Origin of the sequence: Candidatus Thiosymbion oneisti (genome assembly GCF_004359955.1) — a bacterium.
Taxonomy (GTDB): domain Bacteria; phylum Pseudomonadota; class Gammaproteobacteria; order Chromatiales; family Chromatiaceae; genus Thiosymbion; species Thiosymbion oneisti.
The window spans coordinates 34,156-48,274 of record NZ_SMSC01000029.1 but is presented as its reverse complement, the minus strand read 5'-3'; the positions used below and the strand labels follow the sequence as shown (position 1 = coordinate 48,274).

The window sequence follows — 14,119 nt, the reverse complement described above, 5'->3', positions numbered from 1 at the left end:
AATATTTACCACTACCGCTGGTGTAGCTGTGTGAGCTGAGGAGTTGTGGTGGGAGTGTATGGAATGCCAGTGACACGACTAGCACCTTCTGGCGTCGCAAGTTGACGATCGAGATACTGTGTATATGCAGTATCCTGCTGACCATCTATGTCCACGAAAATGATTGGGTTATTGGACATACTTACGTATGGATTTTGAGCGAGCATTTGGCCTTCGTTAAATTTTTCTTCCGATTCGATCAGTTTAAACAATGCAGGGTCTACGCTCGTCCACCTCCCCAACCACGCCGCATAATACCGCGCCCCGTGGTAATAAAAGCCACTCTCCTCATCCCGCTCCTTGCCCGTATATCGATACCGCTTTCTCGGTATCTCCGTTTGACGGCGCACCGCTTGATACGACGTACTGTCATAGGGTGTGTATTCCTCGTAGGAGATGATCTGCGCCACATCGTCCAGCTCCAGACTGGCCGAGCCGAGGTGGTTGCCGAGCTGGTAACGGATGAGCTGCCGCGGCACGCCGGGTTCGTTGCCCTGGGTGCGGGTCTCGACCAGGGCAATCCGTTGCTGGTCGTCCATGATGTGGAGCGTCTCACGCACCAGACCGTTCGTACCCGGCTTGCGGTAGAGCTCGAAACCACCGAGATAGATGCGCTCATCCTTGATCCGGCCGTTTGCCAGCTCGGTGACCTTACGGGTGCGTTGTCCGTCCGCGCCGTATACATACCAGGTACGCTCTCCCTGACGATGCCCGCCGTCCGTGTCCTCGTCATTCACCGCCTGCCGTTGGGTCATCTGCAGTTGGTCTTCGAAGTCCCACTGCATGGTTTGCAGGTGGGGCATGCACAGCATGTTGCCGTGGGTGTCATAACCGTCGCCGGCGGTGCTGTAGGTCTCGGTGGTCGCACCGATTGCCGTACTGGTCAGGCGGTTGCTCTGTCTGCCGGGCTCAAGCTGGCTGCTCTCCTTGTAGTCGTAGATCCGCGTCCAGCCGGGATGGGTCGGGTCGCTGCCGCGGTGCTGCGTTTCTAAAAAATTGCCGACGGCGTCGTAGAGGTAGCGTTCCAGGTAGGTGCCCATGGCGTTGCCGTCGCCGGGGTGGAGCAGGCCGACACGGGGCGCGTCCTTGTGGGAGTGTGGAACCGGAGGACCGTCAACCTGCCCCAGATGCTCGCGGCCCGTCGCCTCGATCAGCCGGTAGACGGCGTCGTAGGTGTAGTCGGCGCTCGGCTCGATGCGTCGGTTCTTGAAGTAGGCGGTCTGCTGGGCATGGTCACGGATGTGGGTGATGTTGCCCGCGGGGTCGTAGCTGTAATGCAGGTTCTGTATCTGGCAGCCGGGCCATCCAGCGGGCGGCGGTTGGGGGCAGTCGTCGGAAAAACCGCTGGCGTCGCGCCGGGTGAGCAGGTGTACCAGGCGGAAGGTGAGGGGGTCGTATTCGTAGGTGGTCACGGCACCGTTGCCGTAGGCGATCAGCTCTCTCTGGCCCTTGGCGTCGTAGTCGATGTTCGTAACGGCGTGCAGGCTGGCCGTGGCCGGATCGAGTAGATTACCGGGCTCGGTATCCCGATTGAGCCAGGCATGCACCTGTTCCAGCAGGTTGGCGTCGTTATAGATCGGCTGAATGACGTTGATCGTGGCGCCGGGCTGGTCGCTATGGGGAGAAATCAGCTGGGTCGGACGATTGAAGGCGTCGTAGCCGGTGCGGCTGGTATAGGTCTCCGCTTCGAGGGGCACGGCGCTCGACCAGTCCAGGGTGGTCTTGTAGGGTTGCGCGAGCTGGCGCCGGCTGCGCAGGAGGTTGCCTTTGAAGTCGTAGTCATCGCTTACGACGACGCCCGCTTGGTCGAAGAGCTCGACGACTTGGCCGCGCAAGTTTCTGTCTTCCGGGTTCGGACGGGATTCGCCATAGACGCTGCGCCCGACGAGGATCTCTGCCCCGCTGCCTTCGCGCAGGAAGGAGTCGGTCGGCCGCCGCAGCGGGTCGTAGGCGGTGCGGAACCGGTGGTCGCGGCTGTCCCAGACGTAGAGGGACTTGCCGGCCACGTCGCCCAGCATCCAACGCTCGCCCGCTTCCATGCTGGCCTGGTAAATACGGTTGCCGAGCAGGTCGTAGTCGTAGCGCATGACGACGCGGTCCTTGGCGTCGATGACCTCGCATTGGTTGCCTTCGATGTCGAGGACGAGCCGCGTGCGATGGAACTCCTCGACGGGAGACATATCCACAGGCGTGTCGCTGTGCTTGAACTTGTTGTGAGCGATGGTAAGAAAGGTGCGGCCCAGCGAGTCGGCGTGGGCGACGGTGGGTGTGTCGGCATGGGCTCGGGTCTTCTCGGCGGCCCGTCGCTCGTTGGCGCGATCGGTTGCATCCGGATACAGCGCCGCGAAGGCAACCGCGTGGGCCGCGTCGGTCCGCAGGGCATGCCAGGTGGGCAGGTAGTCGGCAGTGGCCAGGCGGCGGAAGTAGTGGCCCACGTCGGGATCGGTCCGGGGGTCGGCGATCAAAGCGGTGTCGTTGACGTCCCAGGTCGCTTGCCGCCAGGGGTCGAAGACGACCTTTTCCCAGGTGTGATTGGGGTGCAGGGTGGCGACGACCCGTTCCACCGGGTCGTAGAAGAGCACCGGGCTGACGCCGATCCTGGTGTCGAACTCGAAGCGGTGGGTGTCCGTAAAAAAGGGTGGGTGTCCGTAAAAAAGGGCTCGTACTGGCGGACGGGCTTGCCCTTGTTGTTGAACACCGTCCAGCCGCTGCCGACCCAGCGCGGGCTGACTTCGTCGGGCGTCGTCACGGGCCGGCCGTCGGCGCCGACGATGATCTTGCCACCGGCGTCGCGCTGAGGTACCGGGCCAGGTTCGGCTTGGATCTTTTTCTGGATCTCGCGGCCGAAGCCGTCGGAGTAGGAGAAGCTAACCTGTATCTTCGATTCTTCATTGTCGGCCAGGTCGCTGAGGTGGGTCTCGCGGGCAAGGGTGGCGGCAACGGTGGGCGGTTTCTTTGCCGGATCGGGCTCGCGCCGGTAGGCGGTCAGGTCATAGACGACCCGGCTGGTGGCATCCCCGAGCAGCCTGGCCGCCGGCGGCCCCTTGGGAGCGGCCAGGAAGCGGTCGATCTCCGCCTGGGTGAGGTCGGCACAGAATCCGTCCAGCGAGTCCCCTTCGACGGGTGCAGGAGAAGGCTTACCCATGACCGCGGTGCCGACGACCATGCCGAGGGCGTCGAATGCGACCGCCGAGCGGTTACGGTTGGGGTCCATAACCAGCGCGGGCTGTAAGACGCGATAATCTTGGCCGTGCTTTACCAGCGGCTTTGTCGGATCGGGGTCGCGTTCCCCGACGGTGATACGGTTGTCCAGGGCGTCGCGCGTCTCCTGCACCAAGAGATCATAGGTATCGTAACCAACAAAGCTCTCCGTACTGACCGCATCGCTGTGAAAAGAATCGCGGTAGCGGTGGGGCAGGAAGAAGTGCTCCCGCGCATAGGCCAGCTCTTGTGGCGGCGATGCGTCCGGGTCGGGCGAGAAAAAGAGCTGCCCGGAGGGAATCCACCAGTCGACGCCCCCCTCGGTGTGGACATAACGGCCCTCCTTTTCGAGCATGGTGTCGCCCGCGCGTTCGCCGTAGATCTCGGCGACCAGGCCGGGCGTGAAGGCGAGCTTGTAGGTCTCGAAGGGCACGGCCAGCGGTTGCAGCTCGCCGAGCGGCAGTGGGCCGGCGAGGTCGTCGCGGCGGTAGTAGGTGCGCTCGTGCTCGATGAGGCGTTTTTGCACCGATCCGGCCGTTGGCTTCTCCTCGTAGCTCAGCGTGGTCGCCGCTTCGCCGGCGTCCAGGATCTCGTCGAGGGTGAAGCGGTTGCGTTCGGCGGGCAGGCTCAGCCCGGTGAGCTCATAGGTACGCGACTCACAGGGCAGCGGGGTGCGGTGGGTATCGGCGGCATCGACCGCGTTGGTGACCCGGTTTTCGGCGTAGGTGATGTGGAGCTGGGTCTGCTGGGCCTGATCCGCCGGGGCCAGGGTCGGGTCCGGCCAGCGGCGCCCGTATCCGATGGCGGCGGACTTGAGGACATTGCCGTAGTCGTCCACTGCGAGGGTCAGCGCATGACCGCTGCGCGGATCTTCGGGATTACGCTCGTAGTGGTGGCTAAGTGATTCCCGCGCGTGGGTCAGGAAGACCCCGTGAGGGTTGCTGCCCCGCGGTTGCATCATGCGGACAGTAAAATTCTGCTCGGTGACCGTGTACGGGTGTGGCTGCTTGTCCGTGCCGTCCAGGGCATACACCTCTTGTCGCAGCATGGAGCCCTTGAGGGCGCGGCAGGCCTCGCGCTCCTCGTCTGCCGTCAGGCCGGCGGGCAGGATGGTGTCGGGCAGGAGTTCGCCGGCGATGAATTGTTCGAGTGCGATTGGGTCGAGCGCGGCCTGGTCGGTGGGGGCACCGTAGTAATCGCGGGTGTGCTGGCGGCTGATCCGCTCGCGCCCCGAATAGGCACCGGTATGGAACCAGGTCTTGGTATGCACCGGTGGAATATGGGAGGCTTCATCCAGATTCGACGCACAGCCGATACTGATCTTCTCTTCCGGCGTGCCGTCCCAGACGCTTGCCGGTGCGTGGCTGCCCGCGTCTTCGAGCAACAGCACATCGTCCTCGGGTATACCGCTCGTAATGCCCTCGAAGAAGTAATACCAACCGCCATCGACATGGATCGATGGCTTGATGGCAATGATGGGCCGAAACCTGAACTGCCAGACGCCCCGGATCTGGCAGGTGGCGGGTTGACCGATCGCGTATTTGGGGGCTTGTGACTGGGGCGCACCGTCCGCGGCATGCTCGGCGATGCCCGCTGATCCGAGGGCGCCGAGCTCTTCCGTATCCCACTGCTCGACCATGCCGAAGCCGCGGAATTCGCGCTCCGTGCCATCAAAGTAGCCATGGTGGTAGGCATAGCGGGTGACGAACCGATTGCCGCTGATGCGGTCGCGGGTCTCGACGCGCTCGACGACCTGCACCGGGAAGGGCAGCCGGGTCACCCAGGGGGTTCCGGCGAGCTTGTCGGCCAGGTAGAACCTGGTCGAGGGGGCGTAGTGCACCTGGGTCTCCGCGCCCAGATTATTGACCGCTTTGATCAGCAGGTGCGGCTTGGTCCCGCCCATCAGATCGATGTAGCGCATCTGCCGCCGCGCGTCGCCGGGCAGCGGTGACGACCAGACCAGGCAGGCGGTGCCGTTGCCCAGCAGGTCGGCGGTCATGACCGTCGAGAGATTGTCGAGGGGCGGGAAATGGGAGACCTGGCGCGCCTCGCTCAGGCGGTTCCCCGACTGGTTGAAGTAGAGGCGCGGGCCGTCGCGGTGCAGGTAGATGATGTCGTTGGTTCCCGAGCCGTCGATGTCGGCCAGGCGGACGCGGCGCTGGTCGAACTGTTCCGGGTGGTCGAACCAAGGCGCGTTGTCCATGGTGACCTTGGCGCCGAAATGGCCATAGCCCAGGTTGGGCCAGTAGCAGACCTCACCATTACGAAGGCGCACCAGATCGGTGAGACCATCGCCGCACATGTCGGCGAGATAGATGGACTGGGTGGCGTCCGCGAACACGAGGCGCGGGCCTGTTTCTTCATCCAGCGCCCGCATCACCCGCTCGGGAGGGCCAAAGCCCGCTTCGGCCAGGGACCGGTGCCAGAGGAAGGCGTCGTCCTCGGTGATCAGCACGTCGGCATGGCCGTCGCCGTCCAGATCCAGGAACCTGAGATTGGGGTCGCGCATCGCGCGATTGAGACGCGACCTAAAGGGGCGGAAGGGCTGCCAGCCTGCTTCGCCATCGTGCTCGTACAGTCCCGGTGTCGGACCGTCCAGTACCACCAGGTCGGGCTGACCGTCGCCGGCGAGGTCCATGAACTGGGCCTGGCCGCCGGCCAGGGCGAGGTTCGGTTTGGTCGCGACACGCTCGACCGGAGCCAGTCGCGCCTTGACGGCGCCGCTGTCGCCAACCGGGAGCGGGCTGAGATTGGGCTTGTAGAGCCAGGTGTCGTCTTGTTCGGTAAGAACGCCTGGGATGCCTTCCCCGTGCAGGTCGAGCCACTGATAGGTGGACCCATCAAGGCCGACGGGCAGGTTGTCGAGGCTCTCGGGGTCGAGCTCGAGGACCTGATCCTGGATAGCCGCCTTGCTGTACTCGAACTCGACCGGCGGCAGGGATTTCTTGAGGTAGGTAGCGGACCCAACGCCGTCGCGCACACCGGGAGTCTGGGTAGCGTCCTTTACATAGCCCGACTGGGTGATGCGGCGGATGAAGGAGGCGTAGTGCGTGCTGCCCTGGTGTCCCAGCTCGTCCTCGACGGTGACGGGCCGCGCCGGGTCGAGGTCCTGGTAGTCGAACTCGGTCGCCCGCACCAGGCAGGGCTCGGGGCCGAGCTCAGCGAAGCGGTGGAACATCAGGACCCGGTGACACCGGCGATAGGTCCGCACTTCGAAGCCCGGCCGGTATACGGAGAAGGGGTCCGGGCGCACGTCCCAGCTCCCGTGCGAGTCGCTGGAGGCCCGCACGTAGCGATGCTGCTCGGCCTCAGGCCGGGCCGGGTCGAGAGCGACTTCCTGGTAGTGGCCCTCGCCATAGTCGAAGACCACCTCGAACATCCACTCCGCCAACGCCAGGTCCGGTTGCACGAGCCGCGAGATGCGGTTGCCGTACTTGATGCGCTTGAGATAGCGATTGGCTGTGCGCAGACGGTTGCGCTCGTTGGCCTGGTCGAGATCGAGGTTGTCGTCGTTCTCGACCGCGTATTCGTAGCGGATGGCATGGCCCTGGTCGTCGTAGCTCTCGCAGATGAGCCAAGTGAAGATCCGCGTCGGGTCCGCGGGGTCGCAGATGCGGGATCCCTTGTCCTTTCCGTACAGGGTGGTGACATTGTCGCGGGTGATGGAGCGCCAGTGGATCTCCCCGGTTGCGACCTCGGTCCAGCGCTCGATGCGCGCGAACAGGCCTTCGATACGGGGGCGGTAGCGATGGATGATATAGCCCGAGGCGGTGGCGTCGTCCGCGAATCTGGTGCCGTCCGGTTGCAGAACCGGCACCAGGTCTTCAGCACCGGAGCAGAGTGCCTCGCCCGGCTGCGGGTGCGGCTGGAAGGTTGGTGGGCCGAGGCGTTACCGGATCAGCGGGTGTGGCTGCAGGTGGAGTTACAGCGGCGGTATCCATGGATCTTTGTCGGGGAGTCAGGGGCAGGACCAGCTGATAACTAATACCTGTCAACTGAAAACCGATAACTAGTTTTCCGTGCTCCGATAGTCCAGGGTCACCGCTTGGCCGTCCGGCCAGCCGTAACCCAGGCAATACGCGGGTGGACCAGCTGGCCCGTCAATGAGGTCGAGGCACACCACCTCATAGTCGGGCGCCGGCTCCGGCAGCGCGGGTGAGAAGCAGTAGATACCTGGATGGGTCTCACCCTGCGGGGTGGTGTACTGGTAGTCAGGTGCTCCAGGCCACGCTACAGAAATTCAGGATTGTTCCTGGTCCCTCAGCGAGACGCGAAGATTATCGATGAGTCGTGCCGTGCCCAGATAGGCGGCCGTAAGCACCACCAGATCCCGGTCCTCGGTGGTTGCCGGTTGCAGATCCGAGGCCCGGCGAACGCTGAAGTAATCCGGCCTTAGTCCCTCGACCACCAGCTCTTCTATTCCCATGCGTTCCACTTCGCCGGTGATCAGTCCCTCGCGCAGGCGCTCACCGGCTTGACAGAGGGCCCTGTAGAGTGCCGGCGCGCGCGCGCGCTCTGCGGGGGACAAATAGCCGTTGCGCGAGCTCATTGCCAGACCGTCTGGCTCGCGAACGGTGGCCAGCCCTCGCACCTCGACCGGCAGACACAGATCCTCGACCATGCGCCGAATCACCAGCAGTTGCTGATAATCCTTCTCACCAAAAATAGCAATATCCGGCTGCGCCATGTTGAAGAGCTTGCACACGACCGTCGCCACCCCGGCGAAGTGTCCTGGCCGACTTGCGCCGCACAGGATATTCGAGAGCCCCGGTACCTCCACGCGAGTCTGATCTTGGGACCCATGGGGATAAACGGCCTGCACCGGAGGGGTGAAAAGCAGATCCGTACCTTCGGCCTCTAGCAGCTTGCGGTCTTGCTCCAAGGTCCTGGGATAAGATCCGAAATCCTCGTTGGGACCAAACTGCAAGGGGTTGACGAAGATGCTGACCAGGGTACGGTCGGTCACCCTCCGCGCCTCCCGAACCAGGGCCAGATGGCCGGCATGGAGGTTGCCCATCGTAGGCACCAGGGCGATAGATCGGCCACTACGCCGCCATGAGGTCAGACACCGGCGCAACGAGGAGACAGCGTCGATCAGCATCATAGGCATCGTCAGGTACCTGCCGTCTCCTTTTCCATGGCCGGTCGGCGGTCCCGACGCCGACCCTTGCCCTTGGTCGTGCCGGCAGTCATCTCGGTCCGGGTGTGGCCGTTCACCGCTTGGAAACGGGTCCACCAGTCAGCGAGCGCTAAGTCCACTTCGCCCACCTCGGCCCGCAGGAGCAGAAAATCATAGGCCGCACGAAACCTGGGATGGGCCACCAGACGATAAGGGCGTTTGCCCTCGCGCCGTTCGAGACGGGGCTGTAGGGACCAGATCTCTCGCATGGGCAGGGCAAAGCGCTTCGGGATAGCCACCAGGGGCCGCTGACGGGCAAAGGCATCACCCGCGGCCAGTAACATGGCCTCGTTGGCCGCTATGTCCCCCGCAAGCAGTTGGGCAAAGCGCCGGCGCACCGGTTCCCACAGCAGCACCGCAAACAGAAATGCGGGGGTAACCGGTTTTTCTTCCCGGATGCGCCGATCGGTGTTCTCCAGGCCGCGACTGACGAAGGTGATGGGGAAGTTATGATCCTCATGGTCAAGCAACGCATCGGTGGCGGGAAACAGCTGGGCAAAGAGCCGGTAGTGACGCAGCTTCTCGAAGACACACAGGCCCAGGCCGGTCTGGAGCAGCTTCAGGACCTCCTCGAACAGGCGCGCCGGCGGGATGTCCCGGAGCAGATGGCCGAGCTCGAACAGGGGTCGCTCGCAGGACGGATCGAGATTGAAACCGAGCTTGCAGGCAAAACGCACGGCGCGCAGCATGCGCACCGGGTCTTCGCGGTACCGCTGCTCCGGATCGTCGCCGATGAGCCGCAAGCGTCCGGCCCGCAGATCATCGAGTCCCCCCGCGTAATCGATGACGGAGAAGTCCGCGATATTGTAGTAGAGACCGTTGACGCTGAAGTCCCGGCGCAGCGCGTCCTCCTCACGCGTGCCGTAGCGGTTGTCCCGCACGATCATACCATTGTGGATACGGCGCTCGCCGTCGGTATCCTCATCCTGCCCGCCACCGCGGAAGGTAGCCACCTCGACGATCTCGCGGCCGAAATGGACATGGGCAAGCCTGAACCGCCGTCCGATCAGGCGACAGTTGCGGAATATCCTGCGCACCTGCTCGGGCGTGGCGTCCGTGGCCACGTCAAAGTCCTTGGGCTCCCGGCCAAGCAGGAGATCCCGTACCCCACCCCCGACGAGATAGGCCTGATAGCCCCCATCCTTCAGGCGGTAGAGCACCTTGAGCGCGTTTTCGCTGATATCGGCGCGCGAGATTCGATGCTCGCTGCGGGGTACGATCAAGGGTGAAGGGGAGGTCGTCTTGTGCAAGTTGCTTTCGCTTTCCTTAAATTTGAGCGTGGACTAAGAAGCTGTCTGGTTAAAATGGATCCGAGCGTCGGGTTGCGTTACGCCACGTTCGGCGCCGTGCCGGTCCGGGCGCGGTCCTGGATTATTTGGCGTTGGTTGTGGGATGCGGCGTGTTGGGTTACGGCGCGTTCAGCCCTGTCACTATGCTTTGGGATCGAACCGCGCGCCTAACCCAACCTACACTTAACGCGAGGCCGCGCGGGCCAGCAGTCAAACTTGTCCCGACGCAGGAGGGATCTTTCCGCGCTCGTTCCCACGCTCCAGCGTGGGAACGCCGTCTTGTCCGCTCCCGCGGACGCAGCTCCTCTGTGCTGATTAGGCGTTGGCGGTTAGCCTACCAGGCGCTTAATCGACGCTGGAGCGTCAGATCCCTCCTCCGTCGGAACCAGGTCTGCTCCCATGCTGGAGCCTGGGGAGCCAGCCGAAAATCAATGCCAGATGAAAATCAATGGGTTAGTTTTAGACAGCCTCTTAACTACACTGCCACACGACACAATCCGAGCTTTTGAATTTCCCCCTCACCCCGGCCCTCTCCCGGAAGGAGAGGGAGTGAAATGCGCAGATTGTGCCGTGTGGCAGTATAAATCTTAGGTGGACGCACAGGTTCCGGTCTTCGCTGGACACCAGGTAGCGGGTACAAGTCGACTGCGGGAAACCTTTGGGTGTCGCAATTTTCCAAGATCCCCTAAATCATCCGCTCACATTGCGGATAATCCAAATGACATTCGTCGAATAGATGACAAGTGCGTTTACAGATCGCTACCAGCATGAGCATGAGCGGGACTTCTATGAGCACTCCGACCACGGTGGCCAAGGCCGCACCGGACGACAAGCCGAACAGGATGACGGCGGTGGCTATCGCAACTTCGAAATGGTTAGAGGCCCCGATCAGCGCCGCCGGCGCGGCATCATGGTAGGAGAGTTTCAACCACCGTGCGAGTACAAAATAGCCGCTGGCGAAGATAACGACCGTTTGTATGAAAAGTGGGACGGCAATCCACAAAATCGTAAGTGGATTGCCCGTGATGACCTCTCCCTTGAATGAGAACAGCAGAACCAATGTCAATAGCAGGGCGGTTATGCTGATCGGGGTAAGCCAGTGTAGAAATGTCTGGTTGAACCACGTGATCCCCCTGTATCGGATGATCCACTTTCTCGATAAGTAACCTGCGATCAAGGGTAGTGCAACATAAATCGAAACGGAAAGCAACATCGTCTGCCAAGGAACCGGCATGGCGTTCACATCGAGTAATAAGCCTCCTAATGGACCATAGAGGAAAAGCATCACCAATGAATTGATCGCGACCATGACCAAGGTCAACCCATCATTACCCTTCGCAAGATAACCCCACATCAGGACCATTGCGGTACAGGGTGCAATCCCCAACAAAATCGCCCCCGCGATGTAGCTCCGCCACAGCTCGACTTCCTCGCCGTTGGCAAGGATTTCCGTGCCGGGCAGGAAATCCTTGAATAAATAACCTATGAAGAAATAGGCGATCGCAAACATTGAAAAGGGTTTGACCGCCCAATTTATGAACAGGGTGAGCAGGACCGGTTTTGGTGTGCTTGCCGATTTTACGACTTGCGCGAAATCGATTTTCACCATAATCGGGTACATCATGAAAAACAGACAGACCGCAATGGGCACGGATACCTGATAAATCGAGAAATCATTGAGTGTTGTCGCAATGCCGGGAGCGGCCTTTCCCAGCAGGATACCGGCCGCGATACAGAGCAATACCCAGACCGTCAAATACCGCTCGAATATCGATAATTTCTTTTCTTCCATTCAGGTTATCCCCGGAAGTATTCTCACATTATTGAATCTGAAACAACGAGTTATAGAGTGAATGAGCTGCCACGATGCTCTTACGGCTCATTCCCACGCTCCAGCGTGGGAATGCTGTTGTGGCCGCTCCAGCGGCCGAGATCCCTCGCTCCGCTTGAGGGTGTCGTAAAAGGCACCGATCCTGGCCTTTTGACCCCCTCTCCCCAACCCTCTCCCGGCAAGGGTGTCGCAAAAGCCCCCCTCTCGCCGGGAGAGGGGCTGTTTGAGGGAGCGGGATTGAAGACTCCAACCCCGCCCGCCGGTCAACCCCGCCCGCTAGCCCCTCTCCCCGAGGGGAGAGGGGCTTTTGCGACATCCTCCGCTTCGGGGGGATATCTCAGGGTTATCCATCTCTATTCATGGAATCGATCAACGACAAGACCTTGGTTTCAATCGTATCTCTTACCTGATTGAAATCCTGCTCATTCATGGCTTTCGGATCCGGAATAGCCCAATCCTGTCGCCGTTTCGCCTTGACATAAGGGCATTCATCCCCACACCCCATTGTGATCGCGTATTCATACTCCGCAGCGGGAATCTCATTCAGCGATTTCGATCGCTGAGTATTCAGATCATAACCTACCTCCCGCATTGATTTTATTGCCTTCTCATTCACCTTGCCCGATGCCCGGGAGCCGGCACTATGGGCCTCCAGTCGGTCTTTACCATGTATCTTTGCAAATGCCTCGGCCATCTGGCTCCGGCATGAATTTTCCACGCAAACAAATAATACCCTTTTCATTACTCTATGACCTCTCATTGGGCTCGGGAGCCGCCGATATCCAGACACAGATATTTGATCTCCAGGTACTCCTCGATGCCGTAACGGGACCCTTCGCGCCCCAGGCCCGACTGCTTGACGCCGCCGAAGGGGGCGACCGCAGTGGAGATGATACCGCTGTTGACGCCGATCATACCGTATTCCAGGGCCTCGGAGACCCGCCACACCCGGCCCAGATCGCGGCTGTAGAAATAGGCGGCCAGCCCATATTCGGTGGCATTGGCCATGGCTACCGCCGCTGCCTCGGTATCGAAACGGAACAGGGGCGCCAGCGGGCCGAAGGTCTCTTCCCGGGCGACGCGCATATCCGGGGTGACATCCGCCAGCACCGTGGGCTGGAAGAAGGTCCCGCCCAGGGCGTGTCGGTCGCCGCCGGCCAGCAGGCGCGCCCCTTTGCCCAGGGCGTCGGCGATGTGGGCCTCGACCTTGGCGACGGCCTCCGGGTTGATGAGCGGACCTTGCTCGACCCCCGCCTGCGTCCCCGGTCCCACCCGCAGACCTTCGACCTTGGCCGCCAGGCGCTCGGCGAAGGCATCATAGACGCCGTCCTGCACCAGGATGCGGTTGGCGCAGACGCAGGTTTGACCGCTGTTGCGATACTTGGACTGGATGGCGCCTGCGACGGCGGCGTCCAGATCCGCGTCATCGAAGACGATGAAGGGGGCATTGCCGCCGAGCTCCAGGGACAACTTCTTGACCGTACCCGCGCATTGACGCATCAACAGGCGCCCCACTTGGGTGGAGCCGGTAAAGCTCAGCTTGCGCACGATCGGATTGGCGGTCAGCTCCCCGCCGATAGGGACCGGCTCGCCGGTGACTACGTTGAAGACCCCCGGCGGAATGCCCGCCCGCTCCGCCAGTACCGCCAGGGCCAGGGCCGTCAGGGGCGTGTCCTCCGCCGGCTTGGCGACCAGGGTGCAACCGGCGGCCAAGGCCGCACCGGCCTTGCGGGCAATCATGGCGAGCGGAAAGTTCCAGGGCGTAATGAGGGCGCACACCCCCACCGGCTGTTTGAGGGTCAGGATGCGCTGGTCGGTATGCTGGGCGGGGATGACATCGCCGTAGACCCGGCGCCCCTCCTCCGCGAACCAGTCGAGGAACGAGGCGGCATAGACCACCTCGCCGCGCGCCTCCGCCAGCGGCTTGCCCTGCTCCGCGGTCATGAGGCGGGCCAGCTCCTCCTGGTGCGCAAGCATCAATTCCTGCCAACGCTTGAGCAACCCGGACCGCTCGGCCGCGGTCAGCGCCCGCCAGGCATCCCAGGCCCCCTCCGCGGCCGCCACGGCCCGCCGGGTCTCGGCGGCGCCCATACTCGGCACCCGCGCGATCATCTCCCCGGTAGCCGGGTCGGTCACATCCAGCCAGGCACCGTCCTGGGCCTCTACCCACTCGCCGCCGATGTAACCCTGCTCCCGCAACAGGTCGATGTCCCGGATTCGCATTACTCGCTCACCCCGTGGTTGTGTCCGATAAGAGAAAAAGGGTAGTGGTAAATAGCCACAAGGCCCACTCGTTGTCATTTCGAGCGAAGCGAGAAATCCTTGTCCCGACGAAGGAGGGATCTTGTAACTTGAGTGGTTCTCTTACCGTCAAAGATCTCTCCCTTCGGTCGAGATGACAGGGAGTGGTTTTACCATGGAATTTTCGGTGAAACTGGGCACTAGTGCATAGTTTCGACTAATATTGCAAACTTCTCGGAGGAGGCACCCATCAAATACGACGAATCAGGATACCTGGTAGGCATAGATATAGATAATGCGAGCTTGAAAGTGGAGCTTCACGAACTCATGGTGAGCAAG

The 14,119-nt window shown here is 62.0% G+C and carries 6 protein-coding genes and 1 pseudogene; all 7 read right to left on the bottom strand.

Annotated elements, in window-relative coordinates; genetic code table 11:
- Nucleotides 1-11 precede the first annotated feature (11 nt).
- Nucleotides 12-2,621: an RHS repeat-associated core domain-containing protein gene (locus E1958_RS21695; RefSeq protein WP_165742138.1), complete on the bottom strand. Its 2,610-nt coding sequence runs from the start codon at nucleotides 2,619-2,621 to the stop codon at nucleotides 12-14.
- Nucleotides 2,622-3,940: 1,319 nt separating this feature from the next.
- Nucleotides 3,941-7,069, bottom strand: a pseudogene (locus E1958_RS21390) (SpvB/TcaC N-terminal domain-containing protein); the annotation flags it as partial.
- A gap of 411 nt (nucleotides 7,070-7,480) precedes the next feature.
- Entirely contained in the window at nucleotides 7,481-8,344 is an 864-nt protein-coding gene (gene panC, locus E1958_RS15955; protein ID WP_133512755.1) for a pantoate--beta-alanine ligase, read from the bottom strand.
- Between the two features lie 8 nt (nucleotides 8,345-8,352).
- Complete coding sequence (gene pcnB / locus E1958_RS15950; RefSeq protein WP_207787871.1) at nucleotides 8,353-9,669, bottom strand: polynucleotide adenylyltransferase PcnB; 1,317 nt, start codon at nucleotides 9,667-9,669, stop codon at nucleotides 8,353-8,355.
- 724 nt (nucleotides 9,670-10,393) lie between these two features.
- A complete protein-coding gene (arsB, locus tag E1958_RS15945) occupies nucleotides 10,394-11,500 on the bottom strand; it encodes an ACR3 family arsenite efflux transporter (protein ID WP_133512748.1) in 1,107 nt (368 codons plus the stop codon).
- A 382-nt stretch (nucleotides 11,501-11,882) separates the two neighbouring features.
- Nucleotides 11,883-12,281, bottom strand: a complete 399-nt coding sequence (locus E1958_RS15940; RefSeq protein WP_133512747.1) for an arsenate reductase ArsC — start codon at nucleotides 12,279-12,281, stop codon at nucleotides 11,883-11,885.
- 14 nt (nucleotides 12,282-12,295) lie between these two features.
- Nucleotides 12,296-13,762, bottom strand: coding sequence for a succinate-semialdehyde dehydrogenase (locus tag E1958_RS15935; RefSeq protein WP_133512746.1), 1,467 nt, complete (start codon nucleotides 13,760-13,762; stop codon nucleotides 12,296-12,298).
- Nucleotides 13,763-14,119 lie beyond the last annotated feature (357 nt).

Coding starts and splice junctions, on each gene's coding strand:
- panC (WP_133512755.1), bottom strand. CDS start 8,344: ATGATGCTGATCGACGCTGTCTCCTCGTTGCGCCGGTGTCTGACCTCA.
- arsB (WP_133512748.1), bottom strand. CDS start 11,500: ATGGAAGAAAAGAAATTATCGATATTCGAGCGGTATTTGACGGTCTGG.
- E1958_RS15940 (WP_133512747.1), bottom strand. CDS start 12,281: ATGAAAAGGGTATTATTTGTTTGCGTGGAAAATTCATGCCGGAGCCAG.
- E1958_RS15935 (WP_133512746.1), bottom strand. CDS start 13,762: ATGCGAATCCGGGACATCGACCTGTTGCGGGAGCAGGGTTACATCGGC.